Raw genomic sequence first — 21,182 nt, 5'->3', positions numbered from 1 at the left:
GAGCCGGCGGGGATGCCGTCGAGGTAGCGACCGGTCAGCATGCCCTGCGCGAGCGGTGAGAAGGCGACCACCCCGAGGCCCGCCTGGCCCGCGACGTCGAGCAGGCTGGCACCGTCCGGCGTCGCCGGCCGTTCGACCCACCGGTTGAGCATCGAGTACGACGGTTGGTGCACGGCCAGGGGCAGCCCGATCCGTGCCGCGACCGCCACGGCCTCCCGCGTGCGCTGGGCCGAGTACGAGCTGATCCCGGCGTACCTGGCCTTGCCCGTGGCCACCGCCGTCGCCAGGGCGCCGAGGGTCTCGGCCAGCGGCGTGCCCGGGTCGAAGCGGTGGCTGTAGAAGATGTCCACGTGGTCGAGCCCGAGCCGCGTCAGGGACTGGTCGAGCGAGGCGAGCAGGTACTTCCGGGAGCCGAACTCGCCGTACGGCCCCGGCCACTGGCGGTACCCCGCCTTGGTCGTCACGACGAGCTGGTCGCGCATCGAGCGCAGGTCGGTCGCGAGGATGCGGCCGAGGTTGGCCTCGGCCGACCCGGGCGGCGGGCCATAGTTGTTGGCCAGGTCAAGGTGCGTGATCCCGCGGTCCACGGCGCCGAGGACGATGGCGCGCTGGGTGGCGAACGGGTCCGCGTCGCCGTAGTTCTGCCACAGGCCGAGGGAGACGACGGGCAGGTCCAGACCGGTACGGCCGGCCCGACGCAGGGGCATGTCCATGGCACGACGCTAGCGGCGTGCCGAGGCGGGACGACACCCCGCCGGCGCCCGCGAGCGCGTACCGTCAGGCGCAGGAGGCACCCACCGGTGCTGTTCGCGTCACGAGAGGCACCACGATGGCCGAGACCGACCTGACCCCGGACGCGGAGCCGAGCGGCGAGCCGCAGGACGCCAAGGCCAAGTTCCGCGAGGCGCTGGCCCGCAAGCAGGACACCGCGCACCGCACGGCCGAGGGCCGGCAGAACACCGGGATCGTCCACGGGTCCGAGGTCACCAGCAGCGGCAAGCGCACCTTCCGGCGCAAGACCGGCTGACGCGCCGGCCGGCCGCGCCGCGGCCCGACGCCGGGGCGCGGACGGCCCGCTCGCGCCGCGTGATCAGGACAGGACGCGCAGGCGGATCGTCTGCGGCATGGCCGCGAGCACGTCGCACACGTCGGGGCCGAGGTCGGCTGCGACGTCCGTCACGACGTACCCCAGCTCGCCGCGGGTGGCCAGGAGCTGACCCTCGATGTTGACGTCGTGCTCCGCCAGCGTGCGGTTGATCCCGGCCAGCACGCCGGGGGTGTTGCGGTGCAGGTGGGCCAGCCGGTGCGAGCCGGTGCGGGCGTCGAGCGCCAGGTTGGGCAGGTTGACGCTGAGCATCGTCGAGCCGTGCGTGCGGTAGTCGCGCAGCTTGTTGGAGACGAACTGGCCGATCGCCTCCTGCGCCTCCTCGGTGGAGCCGCCGATGTGCGGGGTGAGGATGACGTTGGGCAGCCCGCGCAGGTCCGACTCGAACGCGTCGCCGCGCGACTTCGGCTCGTGCGGGAAGACGTCCACCGCCGCGCCTCCGACCTGGCCCGACAGGATCCCCTCGCGCAGCGCCGCGTAGTCCACGACGAACCCGCGCGACAGGTTGAGGAAGATCGCGCCCGGACGCATGCGGGCGAACTGCGCCGGGCCGAACAGCCCGGCATTGCCGTCCCTGCCGTCGACGTGGAGGGTGACGACGTCGGCGATCTCGAGCAGCTCGTCGAGCGAGTCGAGGCGCCGGGCGTTGCCGAGCGACAGCCGCTCGGCCGAGTCGTAGAAGACCACCGACATGCCGAGCGACTCGGCGAGCACCGAGAGCTGGGTGCCGATGTTGCCGTAGCCGACGATGCCCAGGGTGCGCCCGCGCACCTCGTGCGCTCCGTCGGCCGACTTGTCCCAGACACCGGCGTGCAGGGCGCGGTCGCGCTCCGTCAACCGCCGGGTCAGCGCGATGATCTCGGCCAGCGCCAGCTCGACGACGGAGCGGGTGTTGGAGAACGGGGCGTTGAAGACCGCGATGCCGCGCTCGGCCGCTGCCCTCAGGTCCACCTGGTTGGTGCCGATGCAGTAGGCGCCGACGGCCACGAGGTCGGGACAGGCCGCGAGCACCCGCTCGGTCACCTGGGTCTTGGAGCGGATGCCCAGCATCTGCACCCCGGCCAGGGCCGCGACGAGCTCGTCCTCGTCCAGGGCTCCGGACCGGGTGGTCACCTCGACCCCGTCGTTCCGCAGGATCGTGGTGGCCAGGGGGTGGAGGTTCTCCAGCAGAAGGGCTCGCAGCACGTGCCTATCGTGGACCGTCGCAGGGGTGGCGCGCACACCGGACCGACAGGCGGGATGCCCGCCTGCCAGACTGACGTGGTGAGCGGCGTCGACGAGCAGGGCCCCGGGGACCCCGGCCCTGCGGTCCCGTCCGCCCGGCCGCGCCGGCGCGCCCGTCGTCGGACGCCCGGGACGCTCGTCCTGCTGGTGCTCGCCGCGGGTCTCCTCGTCGTGGGGCGGCTCGACGGCTGGTCGGTGGACCCGTCAGCCCTGCTGGGTCAGGTGCGCCCCGAGGTCTACGTGACCATCGACGGGCGCGCGGTCGCGGTGCCGGAGCCCGCACTGTCGACGGGTCGCCCGCTCGCCCCCGTCGAGGTCACGACGCAGGGGTCGCACGCCTTCCTGCACCTCACCGACGCCGGGCACCCGGTCGGCTACGACCCCTGCCGCCCGGTGACCTACGTCGTGCGCGCGGACGGCGCCCCGCCGCAGGGCGACGTCATCGTCGCGGACGCGGTGGCGATCATCTCGGCGGCCACCGGGCTCGCGTTCGTGCCGGCTGGCGCGACAGACGAGGCCCCGGCGCTCGACCGCCTGCTCATCCAGCCCGAGCGCTACGGCGACGGCTGGGTGCCGGTGCTCGTCGCGTGGTCGGACGCGTCCGAGGTCCCGGAGCTCGCGGGGCAGGTGGCCGGGGTCGGCGGTTCCGCGGCCGTGCCCGGCGCGGACGGCGCGGGGACGTGGCTGGCCGCAGGGCGGCTGGTCCTCGACGGGCCGGACCTCACGGAGATCCTCGCCGGGCCCGGTGGCTTCGAGGAGGCGCGGGCCATCGTCGTCCACGAGCTCGCCCACGTCGTCGGGCTGGACCACGTGGCGGACCCGGGCGAGCTGATGAACCCCACGACCTCCGCACGGACCGACCTCGGCCCGGGCGACCTGCAGGGCCTGGCGCTCGTCGGCCGGGCCGCCTGCCAGTAGGGCCGTGCGGCGTCGTCGAGCGGCCTGGGCCTCGCGGGACGACGCGCGGTGCTCAGCCCGCGGGGTCCACGGCGAGGTCGGGGAAGCCGGGCGGCAGCGCGCCGGTGGTGACCACGCGCAGTGCCTGGGTCGGCCGGGTCATCGCCACGTAGAGGTCCGCCCCGGTGATCTCTGCCGGCGCGACGAGGACGACGACGTCGAACTCCAGACCCTTGGCGTCGCGGGGTTCGAGCACGACCAGCCTGGCCTCCAGCGCCGCGCGGCTGCCCGGCGCCCCCAGGCGGTCGCCCACCGGTGAGGCGCGCAGCGCGGCCTCCAGCTCGACCCGCCGCGCGTGCGGGGCGATGACGGCGACGCGGCCGGCGCCCTCCTGCGCCGGCAGGCCGGCCAGGGCGGCGGTGGCGGCTGCGACCGTCCCGGTGGCCAGGTCATCGACCGTGCTGACGGCGAGGGACCCGGGGACGTCGCGCGCCGAGGTCAGCGGGCCGACCGGCAGGCCGGCTGCCCTCGCCACCACGCCCGCGGCGTCGGCCACGCCGGCGGGGGTCCGGTAGTTCACGGTGAGCTCGGCGAGCCGCCACGACCCGCGCAGCACGCGGTCCAGCGAGGTCGCCCAGTGGTGCACCCCGCCCGGTGCGGACGTCTGGGCCACATCCCCGACGACGGTCAGTGAGCGCGTCGGGCACCGGCGCAGCACCATCCGCCAGGCCATCGCCGAGAGCTCCTGCGCCTCGTCGACGACCACGTGGCCGTACGTCCACGAGCGGTCTGCGGCCGCCCGCTCCGCCGTGGTCAGCGAGGATCCCGAGCCCGCGAACCGCTCGGCCAGCACCTCGGCGCTGACCAGCCCGCCGCCGGCTCCCGAGGAGGTGAGGACGGTGCGGGCGTAGTCGAGCTCGTCGGCGCGGCGCTGCGCGTCCTGGGCGGCCTGGACCCGCTCGGCCTGGTCGTCCTCGCCGAGCAGCTCGGCAGCCTCGTCGAGCAGCGGGACGTCCGCGGGGGTCCACGGGTCGCCGGGGGAGCGCTGGAGCAGCGCGCGGTCGCGCGCGGACAGCTGCGGCGCCGCCGCGGCGAGCCTGGCGGGACGGGTGAGGAGGTCCTCGACGAGGCGCTGCGGGGTGAGCGGCATCCACGCGAGGTTGAGCGCGATGCGCACCTCGCGCGTGGTCCGCAGCTCCTCGACGATGTCCGCCCGCTCGTCCGCCGGCACCGGGTAGCCGAGCCCCGCGACGTACTGCGCCGCGAGCCGGGCGAGCATGTCGCGCACGAAGACCACGCGCGCCTGGTTGTGCGGCTTGGCGCTGCGCCGGGCCTTGGCCATCGCCTCGCTCACGTCGTGCGGCAGCACCGTGACCAGGCGCCCGTCGATCCGGATCTCGCGCGGCTCCGCGGGCACGCGCTGCCGCTGCCGCACCGCGCGCGCGACGATGTCGGCCATCATCGCGCGGCCCTTGACCTCGGCGACGGCGTCCGGCTCGGTGCCCTCGGCCGCGATACCCGGCACGAGCTCGGCGATCGTCGCGGTCACCACGCCGGTCTCGCCGAGCGACGGCAGCACCTGGTCGATGTAGCGCAGGAAGGTACGGCTGGGGCCGAGCAGCAGCACCCCCGAGCGCTCGAGCATCCGTCGGTGCGCGTAGAGCAGGTACGCGGCGCGGTGCAGCGCCACGGCCGTCTTGCCCGTGCCCGGCCCGCCCTGGACCACCAGGGCGCCGGCGAGCGGCGAGCGGATGATCGCGTCCTGCTCGGCCTGGATGGTCGCCACGATGTCGCCCATCCGGCCGGTGCGACCGGCCGCGAGGGCGGCCAGCAGCGCGCCCTCGCCGGACAGCGTCGTGGCGTCCGTCGCCTCGTCGAGGGACGTCAGGTCGAGGACCTCGTCCTCCAGCCCGGTGACCGTGCGGCCGCGGGTCACGAGGTGGCGCCGTCGCACGACGCCGTCGGGCTGGGCGGCCGTCGCGCGGTAGAAGGCCTGGGCGGCCGGAGCGCGCCAGTCGGTGAGGAGCGAGGTGTGCTCGTCGTCGGTCAGCCCGATGCGCCCGACGTAGCGCGTCGCGCCGTCGACGAGATCGAGCCGGCCGAACGTCAGCCGCTGCTCGACGGCGTCGAGCTGGGCGAGGCGGTCCTCGTAGAGCGTCGCGAAGGCGTCGCGCTCCGACCTGTTCTGCGGCGAGCCGGACGGGCCCACCCTGCGCACCTGCGCGAGCCGCGCAGCGGTCTGCGCCCGCAGCGCGTCGAGCCGCGCGTAGCGCAGGTCAACGGCAGCCTGCTCCTCGAGCCGCTGGTCCTGCCTGCCGGTCACTGGGCTCCCCTCGGACGTCGCGCGCGATCGACCGTCCATTATCCGCTCCCCGGGGCACCTCCGGTGACCATGACCGGCGCCGGGGTCACGGCGGGCCTAGGATCGGGGCCGCGGAGCCTGTCGTACGCAGGCCCGGCGAAAGGTGACAGGTGCCGTTCCACGAGACCGATCCGCGACCGATCAGCGTCCTGCTCGTCGAGGACGACGACGGCGACGCGGTGCTGGTCGGCGAGCTGTTCGCGGAGGCTGACGCCCCGGTCGAGGTCCGCCGCGCCCGCACCGTGGACGAGGCGCTCACCCAGCTGGACGTCGACTGCGTGCTGCTCGACCTCGAGCTCCCGGACGCCGCCGGGACGACAGCGCTCGAGCGCGTGCTCCGGCAGGCCGCGGCCCCCGCCGTCGTGGTGCTCACCGGTCTGGCCGGGACGGGGATGGGCCTGCGGGCCGTGGCGGCCGGCGCCCAGGACTACCTCGTCAAGGGCGAGGTGGACGCACCGTTGCTGCTGCGCGCCGTGCGGTACGCGGTGCAGCGGCGCAAGGCCGAGGTCCAGGAGCGCGAGCTCTACCGGGCCCAGGTGCGCGACTACGAGACCAACCGACTCGAACGCGCGCTGCTGCCCACCCCCCTGGTCGGGGACGGCGCGCTCGAGGTGCTCGTCGGCTACCGCGCGGGCCGCGACGGGCTGCTCGGCGGCGACTTCTACGACGTCGTCGAGCGGGCGGACGGCTCGGTCGCCGCCGTGGTCGGCGACGTCGCCGGGCACGGCCCGGACGAGGCGGCGCTCGGGGCCACCCTGCGGACGGCCTGGCGCACGTCGGTGCTCGCCGACCTGCCGCCGGCGAGGGTGCTCGACGTCGTCGAGCAGATCCTGTCGGCCGAGCGCGGCCGCCCGGAGATCTTCGCGACGCTCGTCATGGTCGTCGTCGCCCCGGACCGACGTTCGCTCGACCTGTTCCTCTGCGGGCACCCCGCGCCGTTCCTCCTCGGGGTGCCGACCGTCCCGCTGCCGTCGGACCACGCCGGTCGGGCGCTGGGCATCCCGGTGCTCGGGGGCTGGCAGCCGCTGCGGGTCGAGCTCGGCGACGCCTGGCGCGTCATCCTCTTCACCGACGGCATGCTCGAGACCACCGTGCTGGACAGCGACGAGCGGCTGGGTGAGGAGGGTCTCGCCCGGCTCATGGCCGAGCAGATCGTGCTGGAGGCCGGGGGTCGGCACCGCGCAGGGGGCGCCGGGCCGAACATCGTCGACCGGCTCATGGAGGCCGTCACGCTGCGGCACGGCGGCAACCTCGTGGACGACACAGCCCTCGTGGTCCTCGGCTGGGGCGGCGGCGCGGGATGACCGGGGCCGCGGCCCCGTCCCTGCGCAGCAGGCTCGTGGTCGTCGTCGTGGCGACGGCGCTCATGGTGCTGGCGGTCGTCGTCGCGCTCGTCGCCGTCGAGCGGTCGCACCGCCACCAGGCCGACGCGCTGCGGACCGCCGCGGGCACGGCAGAGGTCGAGCGGGCGGTCGCCGACGTCACCGGCACGGGCGGAGCCCTGCTGGTCGTCGCGCTGGTCCTCGCCGCGGGTGTCCTGGCAGCCGGCGTCGCGCTCGCGCTCGTGGTCCGGGGGGCGGTCGTCCACCCGCTCGCCGCGCTCGCGGCCGACGCCCGCGCCGCCGCGACCGAGCCGTCCCGGCCCGTGCGGACCGACGGGCCGCGCGAGGTCGCCGACGTCGCGCGGGACGTCGAGGCGCTGCGCGCGGAGCTCGCCCGCCGCCTCGACGAGGCCGATGTCGCCCACGCCGAGCTCGCGGCAGCCCACGAGGACCTGGCGCGCCGGGCCGCGGAGCTCGCGCGGTCCAACGCCGACCTCGAGCAGTTCGCGTACGTCGCGTCGCACGACCTGCAGGAGCCGCTGCGCAAGGTGGCGAGCTTCACCCAGCTGCTCGCGCGGCGCTACGAGGGCCAGCTCGACGAGCGTGCGGACGAGTACATCGGCTACGCGGTCGACGGTGCCCGGCGCATGCAGCGCCTCGTCGACGGCCTGCTCGGCTTCGCGCGCGTCGGGCGCCAGGTGGGCCGGCCGACGGAGGTCGACCTCGCGGCAACGCTCGACCAGGTGGTCGAGGACCTGCGCGGTCCGATCGAGGCGGCCGGTGCCAGGGTCGAGGGGGAGGGCCTGCCCGTGGTGCGCGGCGACGCGGCCCTGCTCGGCCAGCTGCTGGCCAACCTCGTGCGCAACGCCGTCGCCTACCGGTCGACGGACGCCCCGGAGGTCCGGATCGAGGCCGTGCGGCACGGCGACCGCTGGGAGCTGGCCTGCCGGGACAACGGTGTGGGGATCGACGCGGCCGACGCCGAGCGCGTGTTCGTGCTGTTCGAGCGCGTGGGCGCGCGCAGCAGCGGGTCCGGGACGGGGATCGGCCTGGCCCTGTGCCGACGGATCGTCGAGCATCACGGTGGCGAGATCTGGGTGGACCCCACCGCGCCGTCGGGTGCGACGATCCGCTGGACGCTGCCCGCCTGACCCCGCCTGCGCCCCGCCTGCGCCCCCCTGAGCCCGCCTGAGCCCCGCGGAATGCCGCGGCGCGCGCCGACGTTGCGCTGAGCACGCCGGGCGACGAGCCCCTGGGCACGGACGGAGGGACGCGATGTACACGGTCGACGAGCAGGTCGCGGCGAGCCTGCGGTCCGCCGAGCCCACGCTGCTGCACGCGGTCCGCGGGTTCGTGGACGCCGGCAACGCCGGCCAGGTCGCCGCCGAGCACCTCACCGAGCGGTTCGACACCCGGCGCCTCGTGACGTTCGACGTCGACGAGCTGCTCGACTACCGCTCACGGCGCCCGCTCATGACGTTCGACGCCGCGCGCTGGAGCGACTACGACCAGCCGGAGCTCGTGGTGGACGTGGTCCGCGACGCCGAGAACGTGCCGTTCCTGCTCCTGCACGGCATGGAGCCCGACGTGCGCTGGGAGGCCTGGACCCGCGCGATGCGCGAGATCGTCGAGCGCTTCGCCGTGCCGCTGACCGTCGGGGTGCACGGCATCCCCATGGGCGTGCCGCACACCCGCCCGCTCGGGGTGACGGCGCACGGCACACGCACCGAGCTGGTCGCCGACCACCTGTCCTGGTTCGGGACCGTCCAGGTGCCGGCCAGCGCCAGCGCGCTGCTCGAGTACCGGCTCGGCCGATGGGGGCACGACGCGATGGGCTTCGCCGTGCACGTGCCGCACTACCTCGCCCAGGCCTCCTACCCGCGCGCCGCGCTCGTGGCCCTCGAGCAGGTGCAACGGACCACGGGCCTGGACCTCCAGGCCGACGCGCTCGAGGCCGCGGCCGTGGAGGCGACCGAGCAGGTGGAGCAGCAGGTCGCCGACTCCCCGGAGATCGCCGCCGTGGTGCGCGCCCTGGAGCAGCAGCACGACAACCTGGCCAGGGTGCTGCCCCGGCCCGACGCGCTGGTCGGGCAGGCCGGCCTGCCGACGGCCGAGGAGCTCGGCGCCCAGTTCGAGGAGTACCTCGCCCAGCAGCCGGACGAGCATCCCGACGAGTGAGACGCCGCCGGCCGTAGGCTCGACGGCGTGACCGCACCCTCCCGCCGCGCTGCCGCGCTCGTGTGGGGCGCTGCCGTCACCGCCTACGTCGTGGCCGTGCTCCACCGCACCTCGCTGGGCGTCGCCGGGGTGGAGGCGGTCGACCGCTTCGGGATCGGCGCGGCGGTGCTCGCGACGTTCGTCATGGTCCAGCTCGCGGTGTACGCGGGCCTGCAGATCCCCGTCGGTGTGCTCCTGGACCGGTTCGGCGCGCGCACCCTCATCGCCGGCGGCGCCCTGCTCATGGCCACCGGGCAGGCCCTCCTCGGCACGGTGCACACGCTGCCGCTCGTGTACGTGGCCCGGGTGCTCATCGGTGCTGGAGATGCCGCGACCTTCATCTCGGTGCTCAGCCTCGTGGCGGTGTGGTTCCCTGCGCGCCAGGTGCCCCTCATCACCCAGGTCACCGGGCTCGTCGGCCAGCTGGGCCAGCTCGCCGCGGCGATCCCGCTGGTCGCCGTGCTGCACCGGTCCGGCTGGACCACGGCGTTCGTCGGGATGGCGGCGCTCGGCGTGCTGGCCGCGCTGCTCGTCGTCATGGTCGTCCGGGACTCACCGGACGGCCACGGCGTGGCCCGGACGGGCGCGGGGATCCTCGCCCCGCTGCGCGCCGTGGCCGGTGAGCCGGGCACGTGGCTCGGCTTCTGGAGCCACACGGTCACGCAGTTCCCGATGACGGTCTTCCTGCTGCTGTGGGGCTTCCCGTTCCTCACGGTGGCCCAGGGGCTGACGCCCGGCGAGGCCAGCGGCCTGCTCACCGCGGCCGTGCTGTCGGCGATGGCCATGGGCCCGGTGATGGGCCTGCTCACCGCGCGGCACCCGCTGCGCCGGTCGTGGATGGTGCTGAGCGTCGCGGTGGCGACCGCCGCGGCCTGGGCCGCCGTGCTGCTCCAGCCCGGACCGAGCCCGCGCTGGCTGCTCGTCGTGCTCGTCCTGGTGCTCGGGACGGGTGGCCCGGCATCGGTCATCGGCTTCGACTTCGCGCGGACGTCCAACGACCGGGTCCGGATCGGCACCGCGACGGGCCTGGTCAACGTCGGCGGGTTCGGGGCATCGGTGCTGTCGGTGCTCGCGGTCGGGATCGTGCTGGACCTGCGGGCCGGCGTCGACGGCCCGCTGTCGCTCGCCGCGTTCCGGGCGGCGTTCGCGGTCATGGCCGTGCCGTGGACGGTCGCGGTGGTCGGCGTGCTCGTCAGCCGCCGGCGGACCCGGGCGGCGATGGCGGCCGACGGGACCGTGGTGCCGCCGATCCGCGAGGCGATCGCGCGGCGCCGCGCGGCGCGTCGCTGAGCGCGGTGCGCTGACCTGCGGCTGGACCCTGGCGCCCGCCACGCGCCTCGTGCCAGACTCTGCGCTGTCGCGACAGCGCAGCTGGCGTGGCACGTGACCCGGGCGCTCGGCCCGGACAGCATCGTCCCCGGTTGGACAGAAGGACAGGAACAGCATGGCGCAGGGATCTGTGAAGTGGTTCAACGCTGAGAAGGGCTTCGGGTTCATCGCCCAGGACGGCGGCGGCGCCGACGTCTTCGTCCACTACTCGGCGATCGAGACGCAGGGCTACCGCAGCCTCGAGGAGGCCCAGCGGGTCGAGTTCGAGATCACCCAGGGTCCCAAGGGCCCCCAGGCCGAGAAGGTCCGCCCGCTCTGAGCGCACGGTCCTGATCGAGGCCGCGTCCCCGTCACGGGGGCGCGGCCTCGTTCGTCACGGGGTCGACGAGCGGCGCTGCCCGGCCGACGAAGGCGTCGAGGTCCGTCCCGTGCAGCAGCCTGACCGGGACCGGCAGGGACCGCAGGGTGCGGGCCAGCGCCGCGCCGTCGAGCCCGCCGTCTGCCGCCGTAGAGCCTACGAGGACGAGGTTGCCGTACCGCCGCCCGCGCAGCATCCCCGGCTCCACGACGAGGGCCACGTCGCCCAGCACGGCCCGCGCCGTGGCGACCTCGGCGCGGGCGAGCGACAACGGGGGCCGGTCGGCGCAGTTGGCCAGGTACAGCCCCCCGGGTCGCAGGACGCGGGCCACGTGCCCGGTGAAGCCGGTGGTCGTCAGCGCCTCGGGGGTGCGGTCGCCGGCGAAGACGTCCCGCACGACGACGTCGGCGCTCGCGGTCGGCAGGGCGGCGAGCACGTCGCGCGCGTCGCCGGCCCGCAGTCGCAGGCGCGGTGCCCGCGGCAGGTCGAACCAGCCGCGCACCAGCGTGAGCAGGGCGGCGTCGATGTCGACCGCGATCTGACGCGACCCGGGCCGGGTGGCCTCGAGCCATCGGGGCAGCGCGCAGCCGCCAGCGCCGAGGTGCACGGCGTCGAGCGGCCCGCCGGCGGCCCCGGGCGCCAGTGCGTCGACGAGCGCCGCCATCTGCTGCAGGTACTCGAAGTCGAGCCGGGCCGGGTCGTCGAGGTGCACGGGGGAGCTGGGCACGCCGTTGACGAGCACCGTGATCGAGCGTGGGTCGCCGCGGTCGGGCACCAGCTCGACGGTGCCGCTGTCGATCGCGACGGGGCGCGTGGGCAGGGGCTGGTCGGCGCCGGCCCGGCGCCGACCGGAGGGTCGGTGGGCCGCGCGCGACGGCCCGGCGAGGTCCGCGGCGCGGCGGCGCGCGGGGCGACGGTCGGGCACGGCCCCACGGTAGGCCTTGACGGCATCGAACGTGTGTTCGATACTGGTGGCAGGAGGTGGGTGCGATGACGAAGACGACGACGGCACGGCCCGCGGGTGCGGGCGCGCCGGCAGGTTCGGGTCCCGGTGAGGGTGCGGTGGCGGACGCGCGTGGTGGCACGGCGTCGGGGCGCGCCGCGTCCGTGCGCAGGGTGTCGACGGCGCGTGCGTGGACCCCGGTCCCGGGCGTCCCGCTGCCCGCCTCGGCGGTCGACCTGCTCGCCCGCAGCGATGCGGAGCTTGTTGCGGCCCGTCTGGCCGGTGCGTCCGACGGGTTCGTGCACGCCCACCTCGCCGCGCTGCGCGCGGGTGCCGCGGTGCTCGCGGTGACGGGCCGTCCGGCGGGTCGGCCCGCGCTGCGCACGGTCTGGCAGATGGTGGCGGCCGTCGCGCCGGAGCTCGAGGGCTGGACCGCATGGTTCGCGGACGGTGCCGCTCTGCGCGCGGCCGTCGAGTCCGGCCGCGCCGAGGTCGACGATGCGCGGGCCGAGCGGACGCTGGCCGTCGCGGAGGACTTCCAGGACGCGGTGCGGCGGCTGCTCGACGTCGACGGCGCGGGTCAGGGCGTGCTCGCCCTGCGGGCGTCCTGATCGACGTCGCCGGCGGCCGAGGGGCGGGGGAGGTCGGGTGATCGGTCGATGAGTCGCGGCCCTGTGCCCTCCGGCGAGCGGCGCGGCTGGGGCGAGGACGACGAGGGCTGCTCGATCCTGCACCTCGACATGGACGCGTTCTTCGCGTCCGTGGAGGTCGCCCGGCGCCCCGAGCTGCGCGGGCGACCCGTCATCGTCGGGGGTGAGAACCGCTCGGTGGTGCTCGCGGCGACGTATCCGGCGCGGGCGTACGGCGTGCACTCCGCGATGCCGATGAGCCAGGCGCGGCGGTTGTGCCCCCAGGCCGTCGTCGTACCGCCCGACCACGCCGCTTACCGGACGGCGTCCCGCGCGGTGATGGGCGTCCTCGGGGAGGTGACGGCGCTCGTCGAGCAGGTCAGTGTCGACGAGGCCTTCCTTGACGTCTCGGGGGCGCGGCGCCGCCTCGGCCGGCCCACGCGGATCGCGGCGCTCCTGCGGGAGCGGGTGCAGGCGGAGGTCGGCCTGACCTGCTCGGTCGGCATCGCGGCGACCAAGCACGTCGCCAAGCTCGCCTCCGGGCTGGCCAAGCCGGACGGGGTGCTCCTGGTGCCACGCGCGGCGACCGTCGAGCTGCTGCACTCGCTGCCGGTCGGGGCGCTGTGGGGCGTGGGGGCGCGCACGCAGGAGGCGCTCGCCCGGTGGGGGATCACCACGGTCGCCGAGCTCGCCGAGCAGGATCTCGCCGTCGTCCAGCGCGCCGTGGGGACGGTGGCCGGAGCCCACCTGCACGACCTGGCGTGGGGGCGCGACCCGAGGCCCGTGGTCCCCGACCGGACCGAGAAGAGCGTCGGTGCCGAGACGACGTTCGACGTCGACACGGCGGACCTCGCCTGGGTGGCGGCGCAGGTGCTGCCGCTCGCCGACCGCTGCGCCGAGCACCTGCGCCGCCGCGGGATGGTTGCCCGGACGGTCTGCCTCAAGGTCCGCACCGCCGATCTGCGCACCCTGACCCGCTCGCGCACGCTGTCGGTCCCCACCGACGTCGCGCGGACGGTCTACCTGGCGGCCCGCGAGCTGCTCGCCGCGGCCGAGCTCGACGGGCAGGCCGTCCGGCTGGTGGGCGTCCGGGTGGAGGGCCTCGCGCCGGCGGGCAGCCGGCAGCTGACCCTGGAGGAGGCGGTGGACGGTGACGGCACCGCGCGGCGGCGTGCCGAGGAGGCGATGGACGAGGTGCGTCGGCGGTTCGGACCCCGCTCGGTGGGGGCCGCGACGGGACTGCCTGCGCCGATCGTGCCGTCAACTACCGCACACGGCGTCGGCGATCTATCCTGAGGCTGTCCCGTCCCGTCGTCGCCACCGCGGAGGTAGTGATGCCTCTGTCCGAGTACGAGCAGCGCGTACTGGAGCAGATGGAGCGTCAGCTCACGTCTGACGACCCGAAGCTCGTCCACGCGCTGCAGGGTCGGGCCGGTTCGCCCGTGCGTCGCTGGGTCATCTCAGGTGTCGGGGCGGTCGTCGGCCTCGGGCTCCTCGTCACCGGCGCCGCGACCAGCCTGCCCTGGATCGGGGTGCTCGGCTTCGTCGCGATGTTCCTGTCGGTGCTCTACGCGCTGACGCCGCGACGCACGCAGGGGCCCACCGGGGTCGTCAACGCCCAGGGCGGCGTCAAGCCGCGCCCTGCCGCCGCGAAGACGTCGTTCCTCACGCGCCTCGAGGCGCGCTGGGAGCGCCGCCGCGACGGTCGCTGATCGACGCCCACGGTGCGGTGACCGCGGTCACCCACCGGTCGAGCTCGTCGGCTGACCACGATCCCGGAGTCGGGGCGTAGCGGTCCTGCTCCACGGCCCGCACCAGTCCGTCCAGCGCCGCTTCCGCGTCAGAGGCGATCTCGGCCTCCTGCGCACGCAGGTCACGGGACTCCCCGCCACCGTCCGGGCCGTCCGTGCCGCCCGCTCGTCCCGCCGGCCACGCCGCCCGGATGAGGGCCGCCGCCTGGCGCGGGGTCGTCGCGTCCGTCCACGCGACGCCGTGCCGCCCGACCGCCGCCCGCACCTCGGCCCAGGACTCCTCGGGACCCTCGCTGCGCACGCCGGATCGCCGACGCCGTGCGAGCACGGTCGCTCCGCCGGTGAGCAGGGCGGCCCCGAGGGCCGCGAGGAGGGGCCACCGCGGCCGCGCGTCGTCTGTGGTCCCGGCGGCGTCGCCGGGGGCGGCCGCGCCGGGGGCGGCCGATGTCGGCACGCCGGCGGTGGCCGACGGGGTCGGGGTCGGTGTGGCGGTCGGTGCGGCGAGGAACGGGTCGGCGTAGGGCGGCGGCGGGCCGGTCTGCACCGCGGGGGTGGGTTCGAAGCGCACCCAGCCCGCCTCGGCGAACCACAGCTCCGGCCACGCGTGCGCCTGGCGGGCGGTCACGACGAAGGTGTCGGGATCGCTGCCGCTGGGCTGCCCCGGCAGGAACCCGATGGCCACCCGCGCCGGGATGCCGAGCGACCGGGCCATGACGGTCATCGCCGTCGCGTACTGCACGCAGTACCCCGAGCGCCGCACGAGGAAGTCCCAGACGGCGTCGTCGGTCTCGCCCGGCGGGATCTGGGTCTCGTAGGCGAACTCCCCGGCGTTGCGGAACCACGACTGCAGGGCCATCGCCTGGTCGTAGGCGGTCGCGGAGCCCGCGGTCACCTCGAGCGCGAGGTCGGCGATGTCCCGCGCGTGGCTGGTGGGTGGCACGCCCAGCTCGGGGGAGCCCGCGGCGAGCCGGGGTGGGGCGTCGGCGGCCAGCGTCGCGGCCGCGAGGTCGCGCGGGTAGACGCGCACGCCGTAGGTCAGGCCGAGCGTGCTCGCGCCGAGCCCGACGACCTCGTCGTGCGCGGCGTCGTACCACCAGTTGGCGCCCACGTCGACGGACCGCGGGGCGGTGGGCAGGGGCAGTCGGTCCTCGTCGAGGTCCTCGACCCGGATCCGCACCCGGCCGGACGGCTCGGCGTCCTCGCGCCCCGTGGGCCACAGCGGCCCGTCGGCGAGGCCCAGCTCGCCGGTCGGCCCCGTGTCCCAGCGCGTCCCGTCGAAGTCGACCATGGTCCGGGTGCGCAGCGGACCGAGGTCGCGCAGCGTCGTGGTGTAGACCAGCACGATCCGGTCCGAGCGGGCGGACAGGCTGTCGAGCAGGTCGAGGTCGGTGCTCAGGGTGAGCGGCCCGGTGGCGCCCCCGCCCCACGACGCGGGCAGCCGCACGGTGCCCGAGAGCGGCGTGGCCGTGCTGAGCGGGCCGCCGAGCAGCGCGAGCGCGGCCAGCGCCGCGGCGAGGACTACCGCGCCGGCCTCGCGCGGGCCCATGCGGGTCGCGGCCCTGCCGGCGACGGACACCGGCGGCCGTGCGGTGACCCACAGCAGCAGCAGGTAGCCGGCGCCGCCGACCACCACGGTGGGCGCCGACGGGGGGTGCCCGAAGCTCACCGGCACGGACCAGAGCGCGAGGAGCGGGATCCCGGCCAGCCCGGCCCGTCCGAGCCCGAGCGCGAGCAGGTCGACGACGAGCAGGGTCGCCGCGGCGCCGACGACGACGAGCAGCTCCAGGCCCGGGGTCTGGCCCACGGGGATCACTCCGGCCCGCACCGACTCGACCCCCTGGAGCACGAGGGCACCGAGCCCTCGCGGCCAGGCGGCATCGCCCGGCCCGCCGGCGGCGAGCAGCAGCACGACCGCCGCGGTGGCGGCCAGCCCCGCCGCCGTGGCCGCCGCAGCCCCGCGGCCCGTGCGGCGCACCGTGGCGGTGACGACCGTCAGCACGAGCACCGTCGCGGCGCTCACGGGCCACCAGCGGCCCGGCGCGAGCAGCGCGCCGAGGGCCGACACAGCGAGGAGCACCGACCCCGCGGCCAGCACGCTGCCGATCGCCCCGTGGGGGTCCGCCGTGCCGGGCCGGGTCACCGCGCGCCGCCCAGTCCCTGGCTGAGCCGGTGCCACGCGGTGGCCACGTCCTGACCGACGTCCACCGTGACGGCCGTCCAGCCGGCCCTGACCAGCGCGGTCGCGGTGCGACCCGCGGCATCGGGGTCCCGCTCGGACCCGGTGACAAGTGCCCAGCCGGGCGTCGTCCCCAGCCGCAGCAGGGACTCGGCGGGCTGGGGACCGAGCACCGCGACCACGAGGCCGGCGCCCGTGGGCCCGGCGCCGTCGGCCATGGAGGTGAGGTCGCCGACCGCCTCGGCCAACCATCGTGCGGCTGCGGCGTCGTCCACCGGGCGCACGAGGTCGACGGCGTGGTCGAGCAGCGCGTCGGTGTCGCCGACGGCGTGCCCCCCGCCCCCCAGCAGGCGGACGGAGTGGCCGGCCTCGGCCAGGGCGACGACGATCGACGCCCCGGCGCTGATGATCCACTCGGTGACCTCGTCCCGCGGGGACAGCTCGAGCAGCACGCTCACCGGGCGCCGGGCGGCGCGCTCGTCCTGCCGCACGACGAGGGAGCCCCGCCGTGCGGAGGACGCCCAGTGCACGCGGCGCAGGTCGTCGCCCGGCAGGTACTCGCGCAGCGCGGCGTCGTCGGTCGCGGGGCGACGCGATCCGGCGGCCGCCTGGTCCGCCTCGGCCGAGGCCGACCACGACGCGCGGTCGAGCGCCGCGACCACCGGCCGCACCGCGACGAGCGCCGGTGCACCGAGGGGCCCGCGCCACCGCACCACCCCGAAGGGGTCCTGCCGGCGCACCTCGAGCGGGCCGAGCGGCCAGCGTCCGCGTCGGCGGGGGCGGATCTGGTAGGTGAGCTCGAGGCGGCCCGGCGAGCGGGTGACCCTGGCACGCAGGGCCGCGCCGCCGCTCAGCTCCGCCGAGGCCCGCTCGGAGACGGCCAGCCGCTCGACCCGTCGCGACCGGGCCGCCGTGACCTCGACCCGGACGGTCGCGGCCACCCCGGCCTGCACCCAGGCGGGCACGCGCCGGACCGCACGCAGCCGTCCGTGGTGCTCGGCGTCCACCTCGACCACCAGCCACACCACCGCCGCGACCACGGTCAGCACCAGGAGCAGGCCCACCTGGGCCAGCACCGGGACGCCGAGCAGCGTGCCGCCCACGACGCCCACCGTCCCGGTCGCCGCCAGCCCGGCGCCGCGCGCGGTCAGGCGGCTACGGCGCAGCGTCCCCATCAGCCGGTGGCGCGCCGGTCCGGCGCGGTCCGGCTCACGGGCGGCAGCGCGGTGGCCTTGACCACGGCGGTCAGGGTCTCCTCGATCGTCCGGCCCGACAGCCGGGCGTCCGGGCTCGCGAGGAGGCGGTGGGCGAGCACCGGGACCACGAGTCCCTGGACGTCGTCGGGCAGCACGTGCGAGCGGCCGGCCATGGCCGCGACCGCCTTGGCGGCGCGCAGCAGCTGGATCGCGGCGCGGGGCGAGGCGCCGAGGCGCAGCAGGGGGTCCACGCGCGTGGCCGCGACGAGGTCGACGACGTACTGCTTGATCGCCGGCGCGGCGTACAGGCGGCGCGCGACGTCGATCATCCCGGCGAGATGGTCGACCCCCGTGACGGGCACGAGGTGGGCCAACGGATCGGCAGCCTCCTGCCGGTCGAGCATCTCGACCTCGGCGTCCCGCGCTGGGTACCCGACGCTGAGCCGCGCCATGAAGCGGTCCCGCTGGGCCTCGGGCAGGGCGTAGGTGCCCTCCATCTCCACGGGGTTCTGGGTGGCGAGCACGAGGAAGGGTCGCGGCAGGTGGTACGTCGTCCCGTCGATGGTCGTCTGCGCCTCCTGCATGCACTCCAGGAGCGCGGACTGCGTCTTCGGGGAGGCGCGGTTGATCTCGTCGCCGATGACGACGTTGGCGAACACGGGGCCAGGGCGGAACTCGAAGTCGTGCAGCGCCGGGCGGTAGATCGTCACGCCCGTGAGGTCGCTGGGCAGCAGGTCCGGGGTGAACTGGATGCGGCCGACGGTGCAGTCGACGGAGCGGGCCAGCGCCTTGGCCAGGGTGGTCTTGCCGACGCCCGGCACGTCCTCGAGCAGGAGGTGCCCCTCGGCGAGCAGCACGGCGACCGTGAGGCGGACCAGGTCGGGCCGCCCGGAGATCACGGACTCCATCGACGCGCGGATGGCCTCGGCCGTGTCCGCGAGGTCGTCGAGCTCGAGGCTCGTGGGCAGTGCGTGCACCATCGCCGTTCCCCTTCGCCGGTGACCAGAGCCTAGGTGACGGCGCGCCCCGTGGCGCTCCACGACGCTCCACCCGGGTGCCGAGCCACGGGCCGGTGCCCCCGCCGCGTCGCGACCCGTGGACCGGCCGTGCGGGGCTGGCCACCTCGGGCCCCGGCGACCAACGCCGCGAGGGGGCCGGCGGCGCACCGGGCGCGAGAATCCCTCCACCGCGCTCCACCCGCTCTGACCTGCGGCGACGGCGACATTCACCCGCTCGGAGTCGTCGTTGCCCCTTGAAGGTGGAGTGATGTGGAGTAAGGTGGGGCCACTGGGATCGGGGTGGACCGATCGAGGGCGACTCAGGCCGGCACGGGAACGGGGGAGGCATGAGCTACAGCCCCTTCCTGGGCACCTACACCCCGCGCCTGGACGACAAGGGCCGGCTGATCCTGCCCGCGAAGTTCCGCCCCCAGCTCGCCGGTGGTCTGGTCATGACCCGCGGCCAGGAGCGGTGCCTCTTCGTCTTCCCGGTCGACGAGTTCCAGACGATGCACGAGCAGATCCGCCAGGCGCCCGTGACCAGCAAGCAGGCGCGCGACTACCTGCGCGTGTTCCTGTCCGGCGCGCACGACGACGCGCCGGACCGGCAGGGCCGGCTGTCCATCCCCGCGACGCTGCGCGCGTACGCGGGGCTCGACCGTGAGGTCGCCGTCATCGGCGCAGGCACGCGCGTCGAGATCTGGGACGCGGCGGCATGGGAGACCTACCTGGCCGAGCAGGTCGGCCAGTACGCCGACACCGCGGAGGAGGTGTTCCCCGGTGTCTTCTGAGTGACCGTGCAGGCACCGTCCCCGCGCGACGAGGTCTCTCCCCGCTCCGCTCTGGCGCACTTCCCCGGCGCCAGCCGAGCAGCGGTGGGAGACCTGGTCGGGTGCTGGAGGGCCCCGACCTGCAACGTCCACGACCATGCCCCTCGCACGGGGCGCCACGACCGGCACGGGAGGTGAGATGACGCACGAACGGCACGTCCCCGTGCTGCTGGAGCGCTGCGTCGAGCTGCTCGCGCCCGCGCTGGCCGGCCCCGACGCCGTCGTCGTCGACCTCACGCTCGGCATGGGCGGGCACAGCGAGGCGTTGCTGGACCGGATGCCGCACCTGCGGGTCATCGGCCTGGACCGGGATCTCGAGGCGATCGGGCTGGCGTCGGAGCGGCTGGCGCGGTTCGGCGACCGGTTCACCGCGGTGCACGCCGTGTACGACGAGGTGCTCGACGTCGTCCGCGACGTCGTCGGCCGGCCCGTCCAGGGCGTGCTCGGCGACCTGGGCGTCTCCTCCCTGCAGCTCGACGAGGCCGAGCGCGGCTTCGCGTACTCCCAGGACGCCCCGCTCGACATGCGGATGGACGCGTCGACCGGGATCACCGCGGCGGAGGTCCTCAACACCTACCCCGAGGCGGAGATCACCCGGATCCTGCGCCAGTACGGCGAGGAGAGGTTCGCCGCCCGGATCGCGCGCACCGTGGTGGCGGCGCGCGCCGTCGCGCCCCTGCGGCGCACGGGCGAGCTGGTGTCGATCGTCCGCACGGCGATCCCCGCCGCGGCGCGCACGACGGGTGGCAACCCGGCCAAGCGCACGTTCCAGGCGCTGCGCATCGAGGTCAACGCCGAGCTCGAGGTCCTCGAGCGGACGCTGCCGGCCGCGATCGAGGCGATCGGGATCGGCGGCCGGCTGGTCGTCATGTCCTACCAGTCGCTCGAGGACCGCCTGGTCAAGCGCGCGCTCGCCCGGGGGGCCGTGTCGAGCGCGCCCCCGGACCTGCCCGTCGAGCCCGAGACGCACCGGCCCTACCTCGAGCTCCTCACGCGCGGGGCGGAGCTCGCCCCCGAGGCGGAGATCGCCACGAACCCGCGGTCCGCGTCGGTGCGGCTGCGCGCCGCGGCACGCGTGCGGGTCACGCCCGACCACCTGCGCACCGTCCGGTGGGCCGCATGAGCGCCGCGTCCGCGTCGACGGTCCGCGCGCCGCGCGCCGTCCCGCGGCCGAGCGAGCGCCCCGCCCCGCGGCCCGCACCCCCGGCACCCCGGCTGCGCGTGGTCCAGGCACCGGCGCACGGCCGCACGCGCGTCCCGTTCGTGCTGCTGTGCATGGCGGTGCTCGCCGCCGGACTGCTCGGCGCGCTGCTGCTCAACACGACGATGGCGCAGGGGGAGTACCAGCGCTACGAGCTGCAGACCCGCCTGGCCCGCTCGGCCCAGGAGCAGCAGCGCCTGACCGCGGAGCTCGAGCTGGCAGCGGCCCCCGCCGCGCTGGCGACGGCGGCCCGCGACCTCGGCATGGTCCCCACGACGGGCGGCGCGTACCTGCGGCTGTCCGACGGTGCCGTGCTCGGCAACCCCGTGCCGGCAGGGGCGGGTCGGTGACGGGCGCCGTCGGCGGGGGTGCCGGAGCCCCCCGGAGCGCGGCGGCGGCGCCACGAGCGGGCGCCCCCCGGAGCGCACCGGCCCCGCGGGCGGCGACGGGCACCCGCACGGCTCCCGCTCCTCGCCCGGCCGCGGCAGGCGCGGCATCCGTCCGGACCGCGCCGGCCCGCAGCGTCCCGCAGCGTGCAGCAGCTCCGCAGCGCACCACGGCCGCGCGCACCCAGCAGCAGCGCACCCCGGCCCCGCGCACGCAGCAGCAGCGCACCGCGGCCCCGCGCACGCAGCAGCAGCGCA

At 76.0% G+C, this 21,182-nt stretch carries 20 protein-coding genes; 13 read left to right on the top strand and 7 right to left on the bottom strand.

Features of this window, described 5'->3' with window-relative positions; genetic code table 11:
* A partial coding sequence (locus tag PKY62_RS02110; RefSeq protein ID WP_324534370.1) for an aldo/keto reductase occupies positions 1-707 on the bottom strand: 707 nt, incomplete at its 3' end.
* A gap of 122 nt (positions 708-829) precedes the next feature.
* On the opposite strand from PKY62_RS02110, the gene PKY62_RS02105 reads away from it, so the two are divergent.
* A complete protein-coding gene (locus tag PKY62_RS02105; RefSeq protein WP_324534366.1) occupies positions 830-1,027 on the top strand; it encodes a DUF5302 domain-containing protein in 198 nt (65 codons plus the stop codon).
* 63 nt (positions 1,028-1,090) lie between these two features.
* Here PKY62_RS02105 and serA read toward each other — a convergent pair whose 3' ends face one another.
* Positions 1,091-2,290, bottom strand: coding sequence for a phosphoglycerate dehydrogenase (gene serA, locus PKY62_RS02100; RefSeq protein ID WP_324534364.1), 1,200 nt, complete (start codon positions 2,288-2,290; stop codon positions 1,091-1,093).
* 78 nt (positions 2,291-2,368) lie between these two features.
* Here serA and PKY62_RS02095 point away from each other — a divergent pair, with 78 nt between their 5' ends.
* Positions 2,369-3,247, top strand: coding sequence for a matrixin family metalloprotease (locus PKY62_RS02095; RefSeq protein WP_324534362.1), 879 nt, complete (start codon positions 2,369-2,371; stop codon positions 3,245-3,247).
* Positions 3,248-3,299: 52 nt separating this feature from the next.
* Here the strand turns inward: PKY62_RS02095 and PKY62_RS02090 are convergent, their stop codons facing one another.
* A complete protein-coding gene (locus PKY62_RS02090) occupies positions 3,300-5,549 on the bottom strand; it encodes a HelD family protein (protein ID WP_324534360.1) in 2,250 nt (749 codons plus the stop codon).
* 149 nt (positions 5,550-5,698) lie between these two features.
* Between PKY62_RS02090 and PKY62_RS02085 the strand changes: the two genes are divergently transcribed.
* The 5 genes from PKY62_RS02085 to PKY62_RS02065 all read left to right on the top strand — a co-directional run bounded on the left by PKY62_RS02085 (position 5,699) and on the right by PKY62_RS02065 (position 10,775).
* On the top strand, positions 5,699-6,892 hold the full coding sequence (locus PKY62_RS02085) for a PP2C family protein-serine/threonine phosphatase (RefSeq protein ID WP_324534358.1): 1,194 nt from the start codon (positions 5,699-5,701) through the stop codon (positions 6,890-6,892).
* Positions 6,889-8,061, top strand: a complete 1,173-nt coding sequence (locus PKY62_RS02080) for a sensor histidine kinase (RefSeq protein ID WP_324534357.1) — start codon at positions 6,889-6,891, stop codon at positions 8,059-8,061. The genes PKY62_RS02085 and PKY62_RS02080 overlap by 4 nt, the downstream gene beginning before the upstream one ends.
* A gap of 124 nt (positions 8,062-8,185) precedes the next feature.
* The gene (locus PKY62_RS02075; RefSeq protein ID WP_324534355.1) at positions 8,186-9,088 is read left to right on the top strand and encodes a PAC2 family protein; all 903 of its coding nucleotides are present in this window, start codon (positions 8,186-8,188) and stop codon (positions 9,086-9,088) included.
* Positions 9,089-9,115: 27 nt separating this feature from the next.
* Entirely contained in the window at positions 9,116-10,417 is a 1,302-nt protein-coding gene (locus tag PKY62_RS02070; RefSeq protein WP_324534353.1) for an MFS transporter, read from the top strand.
* A gap of 154 nt (positions 10,418-10,571) precedes the next feature.
* The gene (locus tag PKY62_RS02065) at positions 10,572-10,775 is read left to right on the top strand and encodes a cold-shock protein (protein ID WP_324534351.1); all 204 of its coding nucleotides are present in this window, start codon (positions 10,572-10,574) and stop codon (positions 10,773-10,775) included.
* Between the two features lie 31 nt (positions 10,776-10,806).
* Here PKY62_RS02065 and PKY62_RS02060 read toward each other — a convergent pair whose 3' ends face one another.
* Entirely contained in the window at positions 10,807-11,739 is a 933-nt protein-coding gene (locus PKY62_RS02060) for a spermidine synthase (RefSeq protein ID WP_324534349.1), read from the bottom strand.
* 65 nt (positions 11,740-11,804) lie between these two features.
* On the opposite strand from PKY62_RS02060, the gene PKY62_RS02055 reads away from it, so the two are divergent.
* The 3 genes from PKY62_RS02055 to PKY62_RS02045 are packed head-to-tail and all read left to right on the top strand — an operon-like array spanning position 11,805 to position 14,098.
* Positions 11,805-12,368, top strand: a complete 564-nt coding sequence (locus tag PKY62_RS02055) for an SAV_6107 family HEPN domain-containing protein (RefSeq protein ID WP_324534348.1) — start codon at positions 11,805-11,807, stop codon at positions 12,366-12,368.
* Between the two features lie 48 nt (positions 12,369-12,416).
* Entirely contained in the window at positions 12,417-13,682 is a 1,266-nt protein-coding gene (locus tag PKY62_RS02050; protein ID WP_324534347.1) for a DNA polymerase IV, read from the top strand.
* A 38-nt stretch (positions 13,683-13,720) separates the two neighbouring features.
* Positions 13,721-14,098, top strand: coding sequence for an SCO2097 family morphological protein (locus PKY62_RS02045; RefSeq protein ID WP_324534345.1), 378 nt, complete (start codon positions 13,721-13,723; stop codon positions 14,096-14,098).
* Here the strand turns inward: PKY62_RS02045 and PKY62_RS02040 are convergent.
* The 3 genes from PKY62_RS02040 to PKY62_RS02030 are packed head-to-tail and all read right to left on the bottom strand — an operon-like array spanning position 14,052 to position 18,489.
* A complete protein-coding gene (locus PKY62_RS02040) occupies positions 14,052-16,277 on the bottom strand; it encodes a transglutaminase TgpA family protein (protein ID WP_324534344.1) in 2,226 nt (741 codons plus the stop codon). The two genes, PKY62_RS02045 and PKY62_RS02040, sit on opposite strands and share 47 nt — an antisense overlap.
* Positions 16,274-17,488 carry a DUF58 domain-containing protein gene (locus PKY62_RS02035; RefSeq protein WP_324534342.1) on the bottom strand — a complete coding sequence of 405 codons (1,215 nt, stop codon included), beginning with the start codon at positions 17,486-17,488 and terminating at the stop codon, positions 16,274-16,276. Before PKY62_RS02035 ends, PKY62_RS02040 begins: the two co-directional genes overlap by 4 nt.
* On the bottom strand, positions 17,488-18,489 hold the full coding sequence (locus PKY62_RS02030; RefSeq protein WP_324534341.1) for an AAA family ATPase: 1,002 nt from the start codon (positions 18,487-18,489) through the stop codon (positions 17,488-17,490). Before PKY62_RS02030 ends, PKY62_RS02035 begins: the two co-directional genes overlap by 1 nt.
* 365 nt (positions 18,490-18,854) lie before the next feature.
* Here PKY62_RS02030 and mraZ point away from each other — a divergent pair, with 365 nt between their 5' ends.
* From mraZ to ftsL, 3 genes are all read left to right on the top strand, one after another.
* Positions 18,855-19,298 (top strand): division/cell wall cluster transcriptional repressor MraZ, encoded by a 444-nt coding sequence (gene mraZ / locus PKY62_RS02025; protein WP_324534339.1) that lies wholly within the window; start codon positions 18,855-18,857, stop codon positions 19,296-19,298.
* 178 nt (positions 19,299-19,476) lie between these two features.
* Complete coding sequence (rsmH, locus tag PKY62_RS02020; RefSeq protein WP_324534338.1) at positions 19,477-20,460, top strand: 16S rRNA (cytosine(1402)-N(4))-methyltransferase RsmH; 984 nt, start codon at positions 19,477-19,479, stop codon at positions 20,458-20,460.
* Entirely contained in the window at positions 20,457-20,888 is a 432-nt protein-coding gene (gene ftsL, locus PKY62_RS02015; protein WP_324534337.1) for a cell division protein FtsL, read from the top strand. The genes rsmH and ftsL overlap by 4 nt, the downstream gene beginning before the upstream one ends.
* Positions 20,889-21,182 lie beyond the last annotated feature (294 nt).

This window comes from Actinotalea sp., from assembly GCF_035443605.1.
Classification (GTDB): domain Bacteria; phylum Actinomycetota; class Actinomycetes; order Actinomycetales; family Cellulomonadaceae; genus Actinotalea.
This window is presented reverse-complemented; position numbering and strand designations above follow the sequence as displayed.